This is a genomic window from Streptomyces sp. NBC_00259, assembly GCF_036181745.1.
GTDB classification, from domain to species: domain Bacteria; phylum Actinomycetota; class Actinomycetes; order Streptomycetales; family Streptomycetaceae; genus Streptomyces; species Streptomyces pratisoli.
The window spans coordinates 1,669,608-1,688,649 of the sequence record NZ_CP108080.1 but is presented as its reverse complement, the minus strand read 5'-3'; the positions used below and the strand labels follow the sequence as shown (position 1 = coordinate 1,688,649).

Here is a 19,042-nt window from a genome sequence, read left to right as displayed (position 1 = left end):
GTTCGAAGAGCAAGGATCCGTCCGCCATGCGCGCCACCACCATCCACGCCCCGTTCGACATGCGTGTGGAGGAGGTGCCGGACGCGAAACTCCAGGAGCCGACCGACGTCGTCGTGCGTGTCGTCCTGGCCTGCGTCTGCGGCAGCGACCTGTGGGCCTATCGCGGGGAGTCGCAGCGGCAGCCGGGACAGCGCATCGGCCACGAGTTCCTGGGCGTGGTCGAGGAGGCGGGCTCCGGGGTGTCCGGCTTCGCGCCCGGTGATCTCGTCGTCGCCCCGTTCGTCTGGTCCGACGGCACCTGCGCGTACTGCGCGGAGGGCCTGCAGACGTCCTGCCCGCAGGGCGGCTTCTGGGGCTCGCCCGGCAGTGACGGCGGCCAGGGCCAGGCCGTGCGCGTCCCGTTCGCCGAGGGCACGCTCGTCAAGCTCCCCGCCGACGCGGCCTCCGACGAACGACTGCTGACCGCCCTTCTCGCGCTCTCCGACGTCCTGGGCACCGGCCACCACGCGGCTATCGGGGCGGGCGTCACCGCGGGCAGTACGGTCGCGGTCGTCGGCGACGGCGCCGTGGGCCTGTGCGGAGTCCTCGCCGCGAAGCGGCTCGGCGCCGAGCGGATCATCGCGCTCGGCCGCCACCAGGTCCGCACCGACATCGCCCGGACCTTCGGCGCCACGGACGTCGTCGCCGTGCGCGGCGAGGAGGCGGTGGCGGCCGTACGGGAGCTGACCGGCGGCCAGGGCGCACAGGCCGTGATCGAGGCCGTCGGCACCGAGCAGTCGATGCGCACCGCCGTCGGCATCACCCGCGACGGCGGCGCCATCGGCTACGTCGGCGTCCCGCACGGCAGCGGCACCGGCCTCGACCTCGGCGTCATGTTCGACCGCAACATCGCGCTGCGCGGCGGTGTCGCCCCGGTCCGCGCCTACATCCCCGAACTGCTCCCCGACGTCCTGGACGGCACGATCGACCCGTCACCGGTCTTCGACCTGACGGTCGGCCTGGAGGACGTGCCCCGCGGCTACCGCGCCATGGACGAACGCACCGCGCTGAAGGTCCTCGTCAGGCCGTGAGCCACGCCGGGCAACCGCGCCCGTACCCACGAAGGGCCCGGACGTGATCGCTCACGCCCGGGCCCCTCATGCGTACGTGGCCACCGACAGGTGCCTGACGGCGCGTGCCTACCAGCGCACCGCGTCCAGCGCGTCCGCCATCCCGGCCCCGTAGAAGCCGTTCTTGCTCTTGCCGCCCTCACACACCGCGTCGACCGTTCCGTCGCCGTTGATGTCGTACGGGTTGGTGCAGGAGCGGTCGTCGGCCTGTGCGTACAGCAGCGCCTTCACACCGGCCGCCGAGAGGCGCGGGTGCTTCGACTTGATGAGCGCGACGACGCCCGCGACATGCGGGGACGCCATCGACGTGCCCGCCTTGTAGTTCCAGGTGTGGCCGCCCCGGAACGTGGTCGAGAGGATCAGCCCGCTGGTGGCGGGGGCCTCCGGCGGCTGGAGGGCGGTGGAGTCACCGCCCGGCGCCGTGATGTCCACGATCCCGTTGCCGTAGTTCGAGTAGGACGACTTGATGCCCTTGGCCCCGGTCGCCGACACCGTCACCACACCCGGCAGCATGGCCGGGATGTCCGGGCACTCGCGCGGGTTGACGACCCGTGAGACCGGCGTGGTGTCGTTCGGGCTCGTCGTGTCGGTGACCTGGTCGGCGGCGAGGTCGGCACGGGAGTTGCCGGCCGCGGCGACGTTCACCACGCCCTTGCGCTCCGCGTACCTGGTGGCCCGCGCGAGGGTCTCGACCAGGGCCTTCTGGTCCTCGTCGTTCTTGCAGTTGTACAGCCACGGGTCGACGTAGTAGCTGTTGTTCGTCACGTCGGCGCCGTGGTCCGCGGCCCAGACGAAGCCGCAGAGGACCGCCTCGGTGTAGAAGAACCCGTCCGGGTTCGCCACCTTGAGGCTGGACACCTTCACTCCGGGCGCCACGCCGGTGACCCCGAAACCGTTCTTCGCGGCGGCGATGGTGCCCGCCACGTGCATGCCGTGGTCGCTCTCGTCCGCGGCCGGACGCCATGCGTCGTTCTCCGTGACGGGCACGCCGCTCACGCAGTTCGCGGAAGCCCGGCGGTCGAAGTTCGGCGCGATGTCGGGGTGGGTGTCGTCGACACCCGAGTCCAGGACGGCGACCGTGACCTTGCTGCTGCCCAGCGAGCGCTGGTGGGCCTTGTCGGCCTTGATGGCGGGCAGGTCCCACTGCAGGGGCTCCAGCGGGTCCTGCTCGTCCGTCGCCTTGGCCGCGGCCGCCTTCGCCTGAGCGGCGGTCAGGGGCTGTTCGGCCTCGATGGCGTTGTCCTGCTGCGGGACCAGCGGGTTGGTGCGGGTGGCGCCGGCCGACGCGACGCCCTTCACCGTGCGGATCTGCTGGGCGAAGTCAGGGTTCTGCGAGTGGACGACGATGACGCCGATCTGGTCGTAGGCAGTCACCACCGTGCCGCCGGCCTTCTCGACCGCCCGCTTCACCTTGGCGACGGTCGAGTGACCGCCGTCGGTGTTGACGACGTACGACAGCTTCGGGCCGTTGGTCGAGACGGCGACGGGCGTGTCGTCCGCGGGGGCGGCGGTCGCCGCCCCCGCGGGCAGGAATCCGAGTGAGGCCGTGAGCGCCAGACCGGCGGGCAGAGCTATTGCGCGCGTCCGTCTGGATCGCAGATGAGCCATGGGGTCTCCACATCATCCGGTGGGCCGCCCAGACACCCCGTGCGAATGGGCGGGTACATGACGAGTGAAGTTATCGCCGATCATCCGGACACATCAACGACTTCCGGGACTTCGGACAGAAAGTTCGTCGGAAAAGCCGGATGGGAAAAGGGCCGAGGGTGAACCACTCGGCGGTGCGCCCCGTGCCGTTGTGAGAACCCGTCCGCCCATCGCCTGTCGCACCCGCCTCGCAAGGAGATTCCGTGGCTACCGATGCACCGCCACCCAGCACCGGCAAGGACACCGGTCCTGCCCAGCCCACGACCGAGCAGTTCGTCGAGGTGCAGGAGGGTGCGGAATTCGGCGAACTGCGCCGCACGTACCGTTCCTTCGCCTTCCCCCTGACCGTCGCCTTCATCGCCTGGTACCTGCTGTACGTCCTGCTGTCCAACTACGCGGGCGGCTTCATGGGCACCAAGCTCTTCGGCAACATCAACGTGGCCTTCGTCTTCGGCCTCGCCCAGTTCGCCACCACCTTCCTCATCGCCTGGCTCTATGCGCGGCACGCGGCCGAGAAGCTCGACCCCAAGGCGGAAGCGATCAAGTCCCGTATGGAGGCCGACGCATGAGCAGCACCACGCTCCACACCGTCCAGGTCGCCGCGTCGAGTGCCACCACCGAGCACCGGCCGCTGATCATCACACTTTTCGCGGCCTTCGTCGTCGCGACGCTGTGCATCACCGTCTGGGCGGGCCGGCAGACCAAGGACGCCGCCGACTTCTACGCCGGCGGCCGCCAGTTCACCGGCTTCCAGAACGGCCTCGCCATCTCCGGCGACTACATGTCCGCCGCGTCCTTCCTCGGCATCGCCGGCGCCATCGCCCTCTTCGGGTACGACGGCTTCCTGTACTCCATCGGCTTCCTCGTCGCCTGGCTGGTCGCCCTGCTGCTCGTCGCCGAACCGCTGCGCAACTCGGGCCGGTTCACCATGGGCGACGTCCTCGCGTACCGCATGCGCCAGCGACCGGTCCGCACCGCCGCGGGAACGTCCACGATCGTCGTCTCGATCTTCTACCTGCTCGCCCAGATGGCGGGCGCGGGCGTCCTCGTCTCGCTGCTGCTCGGCATCACCACCGACGCCGGGAAGATCGCGATCGTCGGCCTCGTCGGCGTACTGATGATCCTCTACGTCACCATCGGCGGCATGAAGGGCACCACCTGGGTGCAGATGGTCAAGGCCGTCCTCCTGATCGCGGGCACCCTGCTCATCACCTTCCTGGTGCTGCTGAAGTTCAACTTCAACATCTCCGACCTGCTCGGCACGGCCGCCGAGAAGAGCGGCAAGGGCGCGGCGTTCCTGGAGCCCGGCCTCAAGTACGGCGCCACCGGCACTTCCAAGCTGGACTTCATCTCCCTCGGCATCGCACTGGTGCTCGGCACCGCCGGCCTGCCGCACATCCTGATCCGCTTCTACACGGTGCCCACCGCCAAGGCCGCCCGTAAGTCGGTCATCTGGGCCATCGGCATCATCGGCGCGTTCTACCTGATGACGATCGCGCTCGGCTTCGGCGCGGCGGCGATCGTCGGGCCCGAGGAGATCACCGCCTCCAACAAGGCAGGCAACACGGCGGCACCACTGCTCGCCCTGTACATCGGCGGTACGGACTCGGCGGGCGGCGCGATCCTGCTCGCCGTGATCTCGGCGGTCGCCTTCGCCACCATCCTCGCCGTCGTCGCCGGACTCACCCTGGCGTCCTCGTCGTCCTTCGCGCACGACATCTACGCCAACGTCATCCGCCGCGGGCAGGCCACCGAGAAGGAGGAGCTCCGCGCGGCCCGCTGGGCGACCGTCCTCATCGGCATCGTCTCCATCGCGCTCGGCGCCATGGCCCGCGACCTGAACGTGGCCGGCCTGGTGGCGCTCGCCTTCGCGGTCGCCGCCTCCGCCAACCTGCCGACGATCCTCTACAGCCTCTTCTGGAAGAGGTTCACCACGCAGGGTGCTCTCTGGTCGATCTACGGCGGCCTGACCTCGTCGGTGCTGCTCGTGCTCTTCTCCCCGGTCGTCTCCGGCAAGCCCACCTCGATGTTCCCGTCGGCGGACTTCGCCTGGTTCCCGCTGGAGAACCCCGGCCTCGTCTCCATCCCGCTGGGCTTCCTGCTCGGCTGGCTCGGCACCCTGCTCTCCAAGGAGGAGCCGGACAAGGGCAAGTACGCCGAGCTGGAGGTCAAGTCCCTCACAGGCGTCGGCGCCCACTGAGAGAGCAAACCGTCACACGCATGAGCCCGGCCGCGCCGTAGGGTCCCTCGTAGGGTCCTACGACGCGGCCGCGCCGTACCTCGTGGCAAACGGCAGCTGCCGCTGTCAGGGGTCTCGCGTAGGCTCGCTCATATACGCGTACCCGTATGTGCGGACACCAGGGAGGGGGCCTGCAGTGCTCATCGACACCTACGGCCGTGTGGCCACCGACCTGAGGGTCTCCCTCACGGACCGGTGCAATCTGAGGTGCAGCTACTGCATGCCCGAAGAGGGCCTGCAATGGCTCACCAAGTCGTCCCTGCTCGACGACGACGAGATCGTGCGCCTGGTCCGCATCGCCGTCACCGGCCTCGGGATCACCGAGGTCCGCTTCACCGGCGGGGAGCCGCTGCTGCGGCCCGGTCTGGTCGGCATCGTCGAGCGCTGCGCAGCCCTGGAGCCCCGCCCCAGGATGTCGCTGACCACCAACGGCATCGGGCTCAGGCGCACCGCGTCGGCCCTCCGGGCCGCCGGGCTGGACCGGGTCAACGTCTCCCTCGACACCCTCCGCCCCGACGTCTTCAAGACCCTCACCCGCCGTGACCGGCACCACGACGTGCTGGAGGGCCTGCTGGCCGCCCGCGACGCCGGTCTGACACCGGTCAAGGTCAACACGGTCCTGATGCCCGGGCTCAACGACGACGAGGCTCCCGAGCTGCTCGCCTGGGCCGTCGAGCACGACTACGAGCTGCGCTTCATCGAGCAGATGCCGCTCGACGCCCAGCACGGCTGGAAGCGCGACGGGATGATCACCGCGGGTGACATCCTGCAGTCGCTGCGTACCCGCTTCGAGCTGACCCCCGAGGACGACGGGGCACGCGGCTCCGCGCCCGCCGAGCGCTGGATCGTCGACGGCGGACCCCACCGGGTCGGTGTCATCGCCTCCGTCACCCGGCCCTTCTGCAGCGCCTGCGACCGCACCCGGCTCACCGCCGACGGGCAGGTCCGCACCTGCCTGTTCGCCCAGGAGGAGACCGATCTGCGCGGCGCTCTGCGCTCCGGCGCGCCGGACGAGGAGATCGCCCGGATCTGGAAGCTCGCCATGTGGGGGAAGAAGGCGGGATCGGGCCTGGACGACCCGGAGTTCCTTCAGCCCCGGCGCCCCATGTCAGCCATCGGCGGCTGACCTCCGCTCCCACTCGTCGAGCGTCACGACGTCCTTCAGGAACCCCCGGACGCCCAGGAACTGTGACAGGTGCTCGCGGTGTTCGTCGCACGCGAGCCAGGTCTTGCGGCGCTCCGGCGTGTGCAGCTTCGGGTTGTTCCACGCCAGCACCCAGACGGCGGCGGCTCGACAGCCCTTGGCGGAACAGATCGGGGTCTCGGCACTCACCGCGTCGGTACTCACCGGATCATTGTCCACAACGTGGCGACGCCGAGCAGCCACGGGGGGAGCTGCCCGGCGTCGGTCCGTCGCTCCGACGGGGGATGCGGAGCGCACAGGCAGTATGTCACGCGAAACGGCCCGCGGTGCACCGGAACTTCATGATTGATCTGAGCTTTTCTTGAGCATTGCGCGGCACGGTTCCTCGCCCTCGCCCGGCCCGCGGTCAGGCGTGCCTGATCGTCCGGTCCGCCGTGTCCTCGGCGGCGGATTCCGGATCCGGATCCCCATCCGCCTTGTCCGCCGCCTTGTCCGCTGTCCGGTCCGCCGTGGGCGCCTCCGCCGCGGCGGAGGTCTCGAGCATCGGCCGCGTGGGGGCCGGTACGAAGGTGGACAGTGGCTTCGGCGCGCTCTCGCGGCCCGCGTTGGCGATCACCACGGAGATGTACGGCAGTGCCGCACCGAGCACCAGCGCCACGATCGCCACATGCTGCTCGACGTTCCACAGCACCGCGGCGAGGATCACCGCGAGGGTCCGGATCGACATCGAGATCACATAGCGGCGCTGCCTGCCGCGCACGTCGTCGGCCAGTCCCTGGCGGGCTCCGGTGATCCTGAAGACCTCGGGCTCCTTGTGCTTCCACATGCCGTTCCACCGCCCGATCGCCGCGCCGGACTCTCCCCGGCCCGGACCTGCTTCAACGGTACGCCGCGGCTGCGTCGCATTCGAGACCGGGTCCCGCCCGACCTGGGCGGACCACATCACCGTGTACCGCGCACATATCTGTCCGACATGCGCCGTATGGCGGATACGCCGAAACTAGCCGATAACGGCTCACGTCGATCCGAAACCGGGAGGCAGCCATGAGCTGGTTGTGGGCGATCATTGTCGGATTCGTGCTGGGCCTGCTGGCCAAGGCGATCCTGCCGGGGAAGCAGCACAGTCCGCTCTGGCTGATCACGATCTTCGGCATCATCGGCGGCATCGTCGGAAACGCCCTTGCCGGGGCGTTCGGAATCGAGGAGACACCGGGCATCGACTGGGGCCGGCACGCCCTGCAGATCGTCGCCGCCCTGGTCATCGTCGGCCTCGGTGACATGCTCTACGCGTCCTTGCGCGGCAGAAAACAAGCGGCCTGAGGGCGGACGCAGGAGCCGCCCGACGGGCCACGGACACGGCAGCGGCCGGGTGGGAACGATCTCCCACCCGGCCGCTGCCGTGGTGTTCCGAGGTGTCACACGGGACGCGCGCGATGTCATGTGTGACACGTGCGCTGTGCCATGTCACGCGTGACGCTCGCGGTGTCACGCGGGACACGCGCCGTCCGTCGTGTCAGCCCGTCGTGTCAGCCGGCCGTGACCTCGACCGCGGCCAGGTTCTTCTTGCCGCGGCGCAGCACGAGCCAGCGCCCGTGCAGCAGGTCCTCGGCGGCCGGCACGGCGTCCTCGGCGGTCACCTTCGCGTTGTTCACGTAGGCCCCGCCCTCCTTGATGGTGCGGCGGGCGGCCGACTTGCTCGCCACCAGACCGACCTCCGCGAAGAGGTCCGCCACCGCGGCGGGCGCGCTCACCCGGGCGTGCGGCAGCTCGGAGAGCGCCGCGCTCAGGGTCGCCTCGTCCAGCTCCCCCAGCTCACCCTGACCGAAGAGCGCCTTCGAGGCGGCGATGACCGCCGCGCACTGGTCGGCGCCGTGCACCAGGGTCGTCAGCTCCTCGGCGAGCGCACGCTGCGCGGCACGCGCCTGCGGACGCTCCTCGGTGAGCTTCTCCAGCTCCTCCAGCTCCCCACGGCTCTGGAAGCTGAGGATGCGCATGTACGTCGAGACGTCCCGGTCGTCCACGTTCAGCCAGAACTGGTAGAACGCGTACGGCGTCGTCATCTCCGGGTCCAGCCAGACGGCGCCGCCCTCGGTCTTGCCGAACTTGGTGCCGTCGGCCTTGGTCATCAGCGGCGTCGCCAGCGCGTGGGCGCTCGCGTGCGGCTCCAGACGGTGAATCAGGTCCAGACCCGCGGTCAGATTGCCCCACTGGTCGCTGCCGCCCTGCTGCAGGGTGCAGCCGTAGCGCCTGTACAGCTCCAGGAAGTCCATGCCCTGAAGCAGCTGGTAGCTGAACTCCGTGTAGCTGATGCCCTGGTCGGACTCCAGCCGGCGCGCGACCGAGTCCTTCGTCAGCATCTTGTTGACGCGGAAGTGCTTGCCGATGTCCCGCAGGAACTCGATGGCGGACATGCCCGCCGTCCAGTCCAGGTTGTTGACCATGACCGCCGCGTTCTCGCCCTCGAAGGACAGGAACGGCTCGATCTGGGCGCGGACCCGCTCCACCCACGCCGCGACGGTCTCCGGGTCGTTCAGCGTGCGCTCCGCCGTCGGCTTGGGGTCGCCGATCTGACCCGTCGCCCCGCCCACCAGCGCCAGCGGGCGGTGCCCCGCCTGCTGCAGCCGGCGCATGGTGAGCGCCTGCACGAGATGCCCGACGTGCAGGCTGGGCGCGGTCGGGTCGAAGCCGCAATAGAACGTGACGGGACCGTCCGCGAGCGCCTTGCGCAAAGCGTCCTCGTCGGTGGACAGGGCGAACAGCCCGCGCCACTTCAGCTCGTCGACGATGTCCGTCACGGTTCTGGTATCTCCTCGGAAAAGGCAGAAAGGGGTGATGGTCGCCCCAGGTGGTGTCTAGCAGTCTATGGGTTCGGCCCTGGGCTCATACGCCCTGGCTGACCGAGCTCATGTTGAAGTCCGGGATGCGCAGCGCGGGCATCGCGGCCCGGGTGAACCAGTCGCTCCACTCACGCGGCAGCGTCTTCTCCGTGCGCCCGGCCTCCACGGCCCGCGACAGCAGATCGACGGGCGACTCGTTGAACCGGAAGTTGTTCACCTCGCCGACGACCTCGCCGTTCTCGACGAGATAGACGCCGTCGCGGGTCAGCCCGGTCAGCAGCAGCGTCGCCGGGTCGACCTCGCGGATGTACCAGAGGCAGGTCAGCAGCAGTCCCCGCCCGGTCGAGGCGACCATCTCCTCCAGGGAGCGCTCACCGCCGGCGTCCATGATCAGGTTGCCGGCGGCGGGGGAGACCGGCAGCCCGGTCAGGCCCGCGCTGTGCCGGGTGGTGATCAGCCGGTTCAGCGTGCCCTCCCGAACCCACTCGGTCGCCGGCAGCGGCAGGCCGTTGTCGAACACCGAGGCGTCGTCGCCGGAGGAATGGGCGATCACGAACGGCGCGGACTCCAGCCCCGGCTCGTCCGGGTCGCTGCGCAGCGTGAGCGGCAGCCCGGACAGCGACTCGCCGATACGGGTGCCACCGCCCGGCTTGGAGAAGACCGTGCGGCCCTCGACGGCGTCCCGGCCCGAGGACGACCACAGCTGGTAGATCAGCAGGTCGGCGACGGCGGTCGGCGGAAGCAGGGTCTCGTACCGGCCCGCGGGCAGGTCGATACGGCGCTCGGCCCAGCCCAGCCGGGTCGCGAGCTCACCGTCCAGCGCCGCCGGGTCGACGTCCTTGAAGTCGCGCGTGGAACGGCCGGCCCAGGCCGAGCGGCTGCGGTCGGGCGACTTGGCGTTCAGCTCCAGCGTGCCGTTGGGCTGGTCGTGGCGGAGCCGTACGCCCGTCGACGTACCGAGATACGTCGAGGTCAGCTCGTGGTTGGCGAAGCCGTACAGCTCACGGCCGCCGGACCGGGCGCGGGCGAAGGCCTCGCCGAGCGCGGGTGCGAAGTCGGTGAAGACGGCCGAGGAGGTCTCGGCCGGCGCGTCGGTGAAGTCCCCCGACACCGGGACGCCGGTCACCAGCGGCTGTGCGTCCTCCGCCGCCCCCGCCGTGCGGGCCGCGGCCTCGGCGGCCCGGACCAGCGGCTCCAGGTCCTCGGCCGTCACCGCCGACCGCGTCACCACCCCGGACGCGGTGCCCTGCGCACCGTCCACGGTGGCGATCACGGTGAGGGTGCGGCCCCGGGTCACGCCGTTCGTGGTGAGCGCGTTGCCGGCCCAGCGCAGATTGGCCGACGAGTGCTCGTCGGCGATGACCACACAGCCGTCGGCGGTGGACAGGTCGAGTGCGCGCTCGACGATCTCGTGCGGCTTGCTGACGGGGCTCATCGACCGGCCTCCTGGGTGGTGTTGGGACTGTGCGTTCCCGGGGGTCGACCCCCGGACCCCCGGCGGGGGGCGGTGCGGGTGCGGTCCGGGGTCATCGGCCCGCCTCCTGCGTGGTGTTCAGGCTGTGCTGTCCCGGGGGACGGCCCCCGGACCCCCGGCGGGGGGCGGTGCGGGTGCGGTCCGGGGTCATCGGCCCGCCTCCTGCGTGGTGTTCAGGATGTTCACGCCGCGGAAGAGGGCGGACGGGCAGCCGTGCGACACCGCCGCGACCTGGCCCGGCTGGGCCTTGCCGCAGTTGAAGGCGCCGCCGAGGACGTACGTCTGCGGCCCGCCGACCTTCTCCATCGAGCCCCAGAAGTCCGTCGTCGTCGCCTGGTAGGCGACGTCGCGCAGCTGCCCGGCGAGCCGGCCGTTCTCGATCCGGTAGAAGCGCTGCCCGGTGAACTGGAAGTTGTAGCGCTGCATGTCGATCGACCAGGACCGGTCCCCGACCACGTAGATGCCGCGCTCCACCCCGCCGATCAGGTCCTCCGTCGACAGTCCGCCCGGCTCCGGCTGCAGCGAGACGTTCGCCATGCGCTGCACCGGAACGTGCCCGGGGGAGTCCGCGAACGCACAGCCGTTGGAGCGGCCGAGGCCCGTCAGCTTCGCGATGCGCCGGTCGAGCTGGTAGCCGACGAGCGTGCCGTCCTTGACCAGGTCCCAGCTCTGCGCCTCGACGCCCTCGTCGTCGTACCCGATCGTCGCGAGACCGTGCTCCGCGGTCCGGTCGCCGGTCACGTTCATCACCGACGAGCCGTAGCGCAGCTTGCCCAGCTGGTCGAAGGTGGCGAAGGAGGTGCCCGCGTACGCCGCCTCGTAGCCCAGCGCCCGGTCCAGCTCGGTGGCGTGGCCGATCGACTCGTGGATCGTCAGCCACAGATTGGACGGGTCCACGACCAGGTCGTACCGGCCCGCCTCGACGCTCGGCGCCCGCATCTTCTCCGCGAGCAGCCCCGGGATCTCCTCCAGCTCGGAGTCCCAGTCCCAGCCCGTGCCGGTCAGATACTCCCAGCCGCGGCCGGCCGGTGGCGCGATGGTGCGCATCGAGTCGAACTCGCCGGTCGTCTCGTCCACGGCGACGGCCGTGAGCTGCGGATGGAGCCGTACCCGCTGCTGGGTGGTGACCGTGCCCGCCGTGTCCGCGTAGAACTTGTTCTCGTGCACGGTCAGCAGCGAGGCGTCCACGTGCGCCACACCGTCCGCCCGCAGCAGCCGCGCGCTCCAGTCCGCCAGCAGCCCGGACTTCTCCTCGCCGGCGACCGTGAACGGATCGATCTCGTACGAGGAGATCCACGTACGCTCCGCGTGCACCGGCTCCTCCGCCAGCTCCACGCGCTCGTCGGACCCGGCCGCCGCGATCACCTTCGCCGACAGCTTCGCCATCGCCACCGCCTGGCCCGCGACCCTGGCCGCGGCGTCCATGGTCAGATCGACGCCGGAGGCGAACCCCCACGCCCCGCCGTGCACGACCCGCACCGCGTACCCCAGATCGGTGGTGTCGGACGAGCCGGAGGGTTTGGCGTCCCGCAGCCGCCACGCCGCGCTGCGCACCCGCTCCAGCCGGAAGTCGGCATGCTCGGCGCCGAGCGCACGGGCCCGAGCGAGCGCCGCGTCGGCGAGCGCCCGCAGCGGCAAGGCCGTGAAGGCTTCGTCGATGGAATGAGCCACGAATGTCTCCTGTCCTGGTCGGACCCGTCGTCACCAGACCGGTCGCCCCGATCATGTCGCGCCCGGGTGCCCGCTGCCTACCGCTTTCTGTAGGGACCCGACAGCGCATCCGGTACGCCACTGTCAGGGGTCGATCCCCTGGACGATGGGCGGTACCGATAGGTTTTTGCAGGACAAGACCGCTATCGAAAGGGTGATCCGTTGAGCCGCTCGGTTCTCGTCACCGGAGGAAACCGGGGCATCGGCCTCGCCATCGCCCGCGCGTTCGCCGAAGCCGGCGACAAGGTCGCGATCACGTACCGTTCGGGCGAGCCGCCCAAGGAGCTGATCGAGCTGGGCTGCCTCCCGGTCCGCTGCGACATCACCGACACCGAACAGGTGGAGCAGGCCTACAAGGAGATCGAGGACAAGCACGGCACCGTGGAGGTGCTGGTCGCCAACGCCGGCGTCACCAAGGACCAGCTGCTGATGCGCATGTCCGAGGAGGACTTCGTCTCCGTCGTCGACACCAACCTCACCGGTGCCTTCCGGGTCGTCAAGCGCGCCAACCGCGGCATGCTGCGGGCCAAGAAGGGCCGCGTCGTCCTCATCTCCTCCGTGGTCGGGCTGCTCGGCTCGGCGGGTCAGGCCAACTACGCCGCCTCCAAGGCCGGGCTCGTCGGCTTCGCCCGCTCCCTCGCCCGCGAACTCGGCTCGCGGAACATCACGTTCAACGTCGTCGCGCCCGGCTTTGTCGAGACCGACATGACCAAGGTGCTCACCGACGAGCAGCGTGCGGGCATCGTCTCGCAGGTGCCGCTCGGCCGTTACGCGCAGCCGGAGGAGATCGCCGCCGCGGTGACGTTCCTCGCCTCCGACAACGCCTCGTACATCACTGGAGCCGTCATCCCGGTTGACGGCGGATTGGGCATGGGTCACTGATCACATGAGTGGAATCCTCGCCGGCAAGCGCATCCTCATCACCGGTGTGCTGATGGAGTCCTCCATCGCCTTCCACGCCGCGAAGCTGGCCCAGGAGCAGGGTGCGGAGATCATCCTGACCGCCTTCCCGCGTCCCACGCTGACCGAGCGGATCGCCAGGAAGCTCCCCAAGCCCACGAAGGTCATCGAGCTCGACGTCACCAACGACGAGCACCTCGGCCGTCTCGCGGACATCGTGCGCGAGGAGCTGGGCGGGCTGGACGGCGTCGTCCACTCCATCGGCTTCGCACCGCAGGACGCGCTCGGCGGCAACTTCCTGAACACGCCGTTCGAGTCGGTCTCGACCGCGATGCACGTCTCGGCGTTCTCGCTGAAGTCGCTGACCATGGCCTGCCTGCCGCTGTTCCCGCAGGAGGGCGCCTCGGTGGTCGGTCTGACCTTCGACGCCCAGTTCGCCTGGCCGCAGTACGACTGGATGGGTCCGGCGAAGGCCGCGCTGGAGGCCACCTCCCGCTACGTCGCCCGTGACCTGGGCAAGCAGAACGTCCGCTGCAACCTGATCTCGGCGGGCCCGCTCGGCTCGATGGCCGCGAAGTCCATCCCGGGCTTCAGCGACCTCGCGGACGTGTGGAACCACCGCTCCCCGCTGGAGTGGGACATGGCCGACCCGGAGCCCACCGGCCGCGGCATCGTCGCCCTGCTGTCCGACTGGTTCCCGAAGACCACGGGCGAGATCATCCACGTCGACGGTGGCGTGCACATGATGGGTGCGTAACCAGCCGTTACGCAGCGTCACGGACGCCCTTCTTCACCCGGACGCCTTCGATGCCCCGGTCACCCGCTGTGTGCGGGAGGCCGGGGCGTCGCCCGTTCGGGTCAATGGGACGGGCGGACGGCCCCCGGCCGGGTGACCCTGGAGAAGCAATCCCTCCCTTGTGGTGCAGCAGCGGCGCTTGCCGCAGTACGGCCGAGGAGGTCCTGCTTGTGCGTACGTCGTGGCGTTCCGCGTCGGTACTGGGGGTAGTGGCGGCCCTGGTGTGTCCCGCCCCCACAGTGGCGGTCTCCCAGCCGCACCGGGAGTCCGCGGCGCGGCCTTTCGGGGCCGACTGCAGCGTCTACGTCGAAGGCTCCCGGGCCACGGCGTACTGCCACAACCCCTACATCGACACCGACCGGGTCCAGCTCCACGTCGAGTGCGAGCGCTGGTGGGACGTCGATGCCGACAGCAAGCCCGTAGAACTCGGCCCGACCGGCCGCGCGACCCTCAGCGAGCGCTGCTGGAAGGAGATACGGACCGTCTGGGTGAGCCATCTGCGACGACCGTCGTGACGCCGGCCCGGGGCCGTGGACCGGGCCCCGTGGCACCGGGCCCCGTGACACCGGTGCGGTGCGTCGTACGCCCGGCCTCTTGAACACGCCCGGCGCCGTGCATGCCGACGCGACGGGTCATGCGTCCTTGCGCAGACACATGAACGGGTAACCCGCCGCCTCCGCGGCCGCCGCCTCGCCGTCACAGGCGCGGATCGCGTCGACCAGCCGGGTGTGGTCCATGTGGTTCTCCGGCCGCAGCTCCTGGCCCACGTCGTCCCGCAGCCAGTCGCGCAGCAGATCACCCAGGTCGGCGTAGATCGCGGTCAGCACATCGTTGTGCGAAGCGGCGACGACGGCCAGGTGGAACGTCGCGTCGGCCGCGACGAACAGTTCCGCGTCGCCCGACTCCCACGCGTCCTCGCGGCGTGCCAGGAGGCCGTCCAACTGCTTCAGGTCCCGTTCCGTGCGGCGCTCGGCGGCCAGCCGGGCCGCCGAGGACTCCAGCGTGGAGCGCAGCTCGGCGACGTGCCGCGGATCGGCGTCGGCGAACCTGCGGTGCATCACGCCGGCCAGCTCGCTCGTCGCCACGACATAGGTGCCCGAGCCCTGCCGGATGTCCAGGAGCCCGTTGTGCGCGAGCGCGCGGACCGCCTCACGGATCGTGTTGCGGGCGACGCCCAGCTGCTCGACCAGCTCGGGCTCGGTCGGGATCCGCGAGCCCACCGGCCACTCGCCCGAGGTGATCTGGTTCCGCAGCTCGGCGATCACCTGGTCCGAGAGGGCGGAACGGCGAGGAGAGGTCAGCGCCATGCTGCTCCTTCGTGCTTCGAGATTGGACAACCAATCATCCCATGATTCTATGATGGCTCCATGCCCGACGAGACCCAGACCCTGAGCCCCGCCGCCACGGCGATCCGTACACACTCCGATTCTCCCGCCCCCGGGGTCCCGGTCTGGGTCCTCCGGCTCGTCGTCGCCGGACTCGTGCTCGCCGCGCTCAACCTCCGCCCCGCGATCACCAGCCTCGGCGCCCTCCTCGAAGAGGTGCAGAACGGGCTGCACATGAGCGGCACCGTCGCCGGTGTCCTCACCTCCGTGCCGCCGCTCTGCTTCGCGGTCTTCGGACTCGCGGCGCCCCGGCTCGCCCGCCGCTTCGGGCCCGCGGCGATCGTCTGCGCCGGGATGGTGGCGATCACCGCGGGGCTGCTGATACGGCCCTTCGCGAGCGGCACGACCGCCTTCCTCGCCGCCAGCGCACTCGCCCTCATGGGCATCGCCGTCAGCAACGTGCTGATGCCGGTGATCGTCAAGCGGTACTTCCCCGACCGTATCGGCGGCGTCACCGGGCTCTACTCCATGGCGCTGTCGCTCGGCACCGCGGTCGCCGCCGCCGCGACCGTGCCCATGACCCAGGCGCTGGGCGGCAGTTGGCGCACCGGCCTCGGCGTCTGGGCGGTGCTCGCGGCCGTCGCCGTGCTGCCGTGGCTGCTGCTGGTGCGTGGCCGGCGCGCGGACAGGGGTACGCATACGGTGACTGCCACTGCCACTGCCACTGCCACTGCCACCGGGACCGCGGCCGGGCGGACCGCGCAGGCGTCCGCCCCGCGCATCGCCCGGAGCCGTACCGCATGGGCCCTCGCCTGCTTCTTCGGCCTCCAGGCCACCGGCGCGTACATCAGCATGGGCTGGATGCCGCAGATCTTCCGCGACGCCGGCGTCCCCGCGGGCACGGCCGGCCTGCTGCTCGCCGTGACCATGGTCATGGGCGTCCCGCTCGCGTTCGTGATCCCCCGGCTCGCCACCCGGCTGAAGACCCAGGGCCCGATCGTCGTGGCCCTCGGCCTGTGCGGACTGACCGGCTACATGGGACTGTTCCTCGCACCCGCCGCCGGGGCATGGGCCTGGGCGCTGCTGCTCGGCATCTCCAACTGCTCCTTCCCCCTCGCCCTCACCATGATCGGCATGCGCTCCCGCAGCGGCGCCGGTGTCGTACGGCTCTCCGCCTTCGCCCAGAGCACCGGCTATCTGATCTCCATCCCAGGGCCGCTGCTGGTGGGCGTCCTCTACCAGCACAGCGGCGGCTGGGACCTGCCGCTCGTGCTGATGGCCGGGCTGATCGTGCCGCAGATGGCGGTCGGCATCCTGGCCGGGCGGGACCGCACGGTGGAGGACGAAGCCGGGATGCGAGACTGACCCCATGCCTGTGCTCGACCCGAACCCCCCGAACGGCCAGAAGAAGCTCCTCCTCGTCTTCGGCACCATGATCGCCATCACCGTGATCATCGGTGTCGTCGCCTCGATCGCCTCGCCCTGACCGGAGCCCCGACGCCGGGCGGGGGAGCAGGGTGGGGCTGTCCCCACCATCCCCTAGGGGGCCGGTGTCAGGGTGAAGTGGGTGGATCACCGGATGGGAGACCGGGCCCCTGATCCGTAGGTTTGAAGCAGCTCAGCAGGAGCCCACCTTCAGACCACCCGGAGGCGGCCATGTCGGCCCGTACGCGCACCCCGTCCAACGCCCCCGCCGCGGCCGTCGGCGACGGCGTACGGCTGCGGTGGTGGGCCCTCGTCCTGCCGGTCATCGCCTTCTCCGCGCTGCTCGTGCTGATGACCGGGGCCGGGCAGGCGCACGCCGCGGGCGACCCGTCACCGGGCGTCTTCCTCGGCTGGATCCAGCTGGCGCTGACCGGCTCCTGAGCCCCTCGGCCTGCCCGGATTCCCTCCCGGGCCCCCGTCGTCACCCTGGTGCGGTCACCCTTCAACACCCTGCGCCTGCTGGCTGATTTCATGCGAAGCTGGGGAGCATGAGCACCGATACACCGCGAAGGATCGTCCTACTGCGCCACGCGAAGGCCGACTGGCCTCAGGTGTCCGACCACGAGCGGCCGCTCGCCGACCGTGGCCGCATGGACGCCCCCGTAGCCGGCCGTAAACTCGCCGACACCGGCATCCCCTTCGACCTGGCGCTCTGCTCGACCTCGGCGAGGACCCGCGAGACCTGGAAGCTGGCGGTCCACGAGCTGCCCGAGCGCCCCAGGACCGTGTACGAGGAGCGGCTCTACGACGCCTCGCTCGGTGACCTTCTCGCCCTGCTCAACGAGACCCCGGACGACATCGCCGACCTGCTGCTCATCGGCCACAACCCCGGAATGCTCGCCCTCGCGGACGCCCTGGCGGGCAAGGCGGAGGGCGACACGATGCAGCGGATGACCCGTGGCGGCTTCCCGACCGCCGCGTTCGCCGTGGTCGGCTTCTCCGGCTCCTGGAAGACCGTCGAGCACGGCGTGGGCACACTCCTCGACTACTGGGCACCGCACGAGTAACCGGCGTACGCCGCCGACGGACCGGCCCCGGTGCGACCGTCGCGCACCGGGGCCGGTCCCCGTGCGTACCGCCGCTCGCCGCCGCGGCTCAGTCCTCGTGGGCGTCCGCCGCCTCGACCTCTTCGCGGGTGATCCCGAGGAGATACAGCACGGCGTCCAGGAACGGCACGTTGACCGCTGTGTCCGCCGCCCTGCGCACCACCGGCTTGGCGTTGAAGGCGACCCCCAGCCCGGCCGCGTTCAGCATGTCCAGATCGTTGGCGCCGTCGCCGATCGCGACGGTCTGGTCGAGCGGTACGCCCGCCGCCGCCGCGAACCGGCGCAGCAGCCGTGCCTTGCCCGCCCGGTCGACGATCTCGCCGACGACCCGCCCGGTGAGCCTGCCGTCCACGATCTCCAGGGTGTTGGCGGAGGCGAAGTCCAGGCCGAGACGTTCCTTGAGGTCATCGGTGACCTGGGTGAACCCGCCGGAGACCACGCCGACTTGGAAGCCCAGCCGCTTCAGCGTACGGATCAGGGTGCGGGCGCCCGGCGTGAGCCGCACCTCGCTGCGCACCTTCTCCACCACCGACGCGTCCAGACCGGCCAGCAGCGCCACCCGGGCGTGCAGCGACTGCTCGAAGTCCAGCTCTCCGCGCATCGCGGCCGCCGTCACGTCGGCCACCTCCGCCTCGCAGCCGGCGTGCGCCGCGAACAGCTCGATGACCTCGTCCGTGATGAGCGTCGAGTCCACGTCCATCACCACGAGGCGCTGCGCCCTGCGGTGCAGCCCGGCCGAGACGACCGCGACGTCCACACCGATCTCCGCGGCCTCGGTGGCGAGCGCGGTGCGCAGCGGCTCGGTCTCACAGCCGGACACGGCGAACTCCACGGCGGTCACCGGATACTTCGCGAGCCGGAAGATACGGTCGATGTTGCCCCCGGTGCCGGTGATCCTGGCCGCTATGGCCGCCGTGGACTCCGCGGTCAGCGGGTGCCCGAGCACGGTGACATGGGAACGGCCGCTGCCGCGCGGCCTGTTGTCACCCGTGCCCGAGATGATCTCGGCCTGCAGCTTCAGGGACTCGGCCCAGCTGTGCACGGTCGCGCGCAGCTCGCCCTCGGTCCCGGCGGTCGGCTGGGTGACGAGCGCGCACAGGGTGATGCGCCCACGTGTGACGACCTGCTCGATGTCGACCACGTCGACGGCGTAGGCGGCGAGGGTGTCGAAGAGACCTGCGGTGATCCCGGGACGGTCCTTCCCGAAGATCTTGACCAGGAGAGTGGGGACGTCGAACGTCTCTGGGGGCTGCGATGCGCTCATGGTGCTCCCACCGTATCGGGCACTCCGTGCCAGGCGCCCGCCCGTCCCGCGTACCGGACACCGCGC

Annotated in this window: 20 protein-coding genes; 12 read left to right on the top strand and 8 right to left on the bottom strand. The window is 70.6% G+C overall.

Annotation, left to right across the window (positions count from 1 at the left end):
- Window positions 1–26 precede the first annotated feature (26 nt).
- Window positions 27–1,070: a zinc-dependent alcohol dehydrogenase family protein gene (locus OG766_RS07560; RefSeq protein ID WP_266375151.1), complete on the top strand. Its 1,044-nt coding sequence runs from the start codon at window positions 27–29 to the stop codon at window positions 1,068–1,070.
- A 108-nt stretch (window positions 1,071–1,178) separates the two neighbouring features.
- On the opposite strand, the gene OG766_RS07555 is transcribed toward OG766_RS07560, so the two are convergent.
- The gene (locus tag OG766_RS07555; RefSeq protein ID WP_328724850.1) at window positions 1,179–2,717 is read right to left on the bottom strand and encodes a S8 family peptidase; all 1,539 of its coding nucleotides are present in this window, start codon (window positions 2,715–2,717) and stop codon (window positions 1,179–1,181) included.
- Between the two features lie 242 nt (window positions 2,718–2,959).
- On the opposite strand from OG766_RS07555, the gene OG766_RS07550 reads away from it, so the two are divergent.
- From OG766_RS07550 to moaA, 3 genes are all read left to right on the top strand, one after another.
- Window positions 2,960–3,325, top strand: a complete 366-nt coding sequence (locus OG766_RS07550; RefSeq protein WP_266375153.1) for a DUF485 domain-containing protein — start codon at window positions 2,960–2,962, stop codon at window positions 3,323–3,325.
- Window positions 3,322–4,956, top strand: a complete 1,635-nt coding sequence (locus OG766_RS07545) for a solute symporter family protein (RefSeq protein WP_266375154.1) — start codon at window positions 3,322–3,324, stop codon at window positions 4,954–4,956. The genes OG766_RS07550 and OG766_RS07545 overlap by 4 nt, the downstream gene beginning before the upstream one ends.
- Before the next feature lie 175 nt (window positions 4,957–5,131).
- On the top strand, window positions 5,132–6,121 hold the full coding sequence (moaA, locus tag OG766_RS07540) for a GTP 3',8-cyclase MoaA (RefSeq protein ID WP_266375156.1): 990 nt from the start codon (window positions 5,132–5,134) through the stop codon (window positions 6,119–6,121).
- On the opposite strand, the gene OG766_RS07535 is transcribed toward moaA, so the two are convergent.
- Both OG766_RS07535 and OG766_RS07530 read right to left on the bottom strand, forming a co-directional pair.
- Window positions 6,104–6,343, bottom strand: a complete 240-nt coding sequence (locus OG766_RS07535) for a hypothetical protein (RefSeq protein WP_266375158.1) — start codon at window positions 6,341–6,343, stop codon at window positions 6,104–6,106. The two genes, moaA and OG766_RS07535, sit on opposite strands and share 18 nt — an antisense overlap.
- A 202-nt stretch (window positions 6,344–6,545) precedes the next feature.
- The gene (locus tag OG766_RS07530) at window positions 6,546–6,965 is read right to left on the bottom strand and encodes a DUF3099 domain-containing protein (RefSeq protein WP_266375160.1); all 420 of its coding nucleotides are present in this window, start codon (window positions 6,963–6,965) and stop codon (window positions 6,546–6,548) included.
- 218 nt (window positions 6,966–7,183) lie between these two features.
- Here OG766_RS07530 and OG766_RS07525 point away from each other — a divergent pair, with 218 nt between their 5' ends.
- A complete protein-coding gene (locus OG766_RS07525; protein WP_266375162.1) occupies window positions 7,184–7,459 on the top strand; it encodes a GlsB/YeaQ/YmgE family stress response membrane protein in 276 nt (91 codons plus the stop codon).
- Window positions 7,460–7,665: 206 nt separating this feature from the next.
- Here the strand turns inward: OG766_RS07525 and tyrS are convergent, their stop codons facing one another.
- The 3 genes from tyrS to OG766_RS07510 all read right to left on the bottom strand — a co-directional run bounded on the left by tyrS (window position 7,666) and on the right by OG766_RS07510 (window position 12,121).
- A complete protein-coding gene (gene tyrS / locus OG766_RS07520; protein ID WP_328724848.1) occupies window positions 7,666–8,934 on the bottom strand; it encodes a tyrosine--tRNA ligase in 1,269 nt (422 codons plus the stop codon).
- An 85-nt stretch (window positions 8,935–9,019) separates the two neighbouring features.
- Window positions 9,020–10,411, bottom strand: a complete 1,392-nt coding sequence (locus tag OG766_RS07515; protein ID WP_266375166.1) for a metallopeptidase TldD-related protein — start codon at window positions 10,409–10,411, stop codon at window positions 9,020–9,022.
- 186 nt (window positions 10,412–10,597) lie between these two features.
- Window positions 10,598–12,121 (bottom strand): TldD/PmbA family protein, encoded by a 1,524-nt coding sequence (locus tag OG766_RS07510; RefSeq protein ID WP_266375168.1) that lies wholly within the window; start codon window positions 12,119–12,121, stop codon window positions 10,598–10,600.
- Window positions 12,122–12,322: 201 nt separating this feature from the next.
- On the opposite strand from OG766_RS07510, the gene fabG reads away from it, so the two are divergent.
- The 3 genes from fabG to OG766_RS07495 all read left to right on the top strand — a co-directional run bounded on the left by fabG (window position 12,323) and on the right by OG766_RS07495 (window position 14,371).
- A complete protein-coding gene (gene fabG, locus OG766_RS07505; protein ID WP_266375170.1) occupies window positions 12,323–13,042 on the top strand; it encodes a 3-oxoacyl-[acyl-carrier-protein] reductase in 720 nt (239 codons plus the stop codon).
- 4 nt (window positions 13,043–13,046) lie between these two features.
- Window positions 13,047–13,817, top strand: a complete 771-nt coding sequence (gene fabI / locus OG766_RS07500) for an enoyl-ACP reductase FabI (RefSeq protein ID WP_266375172.1) — start codon at window positions 13,047–13,049, stop codon at window positions 13,815–13,817.
- 209 nt (window positions 13,818–14,026) lie between these two features.
- Entirely contained in the window at window positions 14,027–14,371 is a 345-nt protein-coding gene (locus OG766_RS07495) for a hypothetical protein (RefSeq protein WP_266375174.1), read from the top strand.
- A 117-nt stretch (window positions 14,372–14,488) separates the two neighbouring features.
- Here OG766_RS07495 and OG766_RS07490 read toward each other — a convergent pair whose 3' ends face one another.
- Window positions 14,489–15,163 (bottom strand): FadR/GntR family transcriptional regulator, encoded by a 675-nt coding sequence (locus tag OG766_RS07490; RefSeq protein WP_266375176.1) that lies wholly within the window; start codon window positions 15,161–15,163, stop codon window positions 14,489–14,491.
- Between the two features lie 60 nt (window positions 15,164–15,223).
- Here OG766_RS07490 and OG766_RS07485 point away from each other — a divergent pair, with 60 nt between their 5' ends.
- The 4 genes from OG766_RS07485 to OG766_RS07470 all read left to right on the top strand — a co-directional run bounded on the left by OG766_RS07485 (window position 15,224) and on the right by OG766_RS07470 (window position 17,673).
- Window positions 15,224–16,546, top strand: coding sequence for a CynX/NimT family MFS transporter (locus OG766_RS07485; protein WP_266375178.1), 1,323 nt, complete (start codon window positions 15,224–15,226; stop codon window positions 16,544–16,546).
- A 4-nt stretch (window positions 16,547–16,550) separates the two neighbouring features.
- A complete protein-coding gene (locus tag OG766_RS07480; protein WP_266375180.1) occupies window positions 16,551–16,667 on the top strand; it encodes an SGM_5486 family transporter-associated protein in 117 nt (38 codons plus the stop codon).
- A 170-nt stretch (window positions 16,668–16,837) separates the two neighbouring features.
- Window positions 16,838–17,047 carry a hypothetical protein gene (locus tag OG766_RS07475; protein ID WP_266375182.1) on the top strand — a complete coding sequence of 70 codons (210 nt, stop codon included), beginning with the start codon at window positions 16,838–16,840 and terminating at the stop codon, window positions 17,045–17,047.
- 107 nt (window positions 17,048–17,154) lie between these two features.
- Window positions 17,155–17,673 (top strand): SixA phosphatase family protein, encoded by a 519-nt coding sequence (locus OG766_RS07470; RefSeq protein WP_266375184.1) that lies wholly within the window; start codon window positions 17,155–17,157, stop codon window positions 17,671–17,673.
- 88 nt (window positions 17,674–17,761) lie between these two features.
- Here OG766_RS07470 and serB read toward each other — a convergent pair whose 3' ends face one another.
- Window positions 17,762–18,976, bottom strand: coding sequence for a phosphoserine phosphatase SerB (gene serB, locus OG766_RS07465; RefSeq protein WP_328724845.1), 1,215 nt, complete (start codon window positions 18,974–18,976; stop codon window positions 17,762–17,764).
- Between the last annotated feature and the right edge of the window lie 66 nt (window positions 18,977–19,042).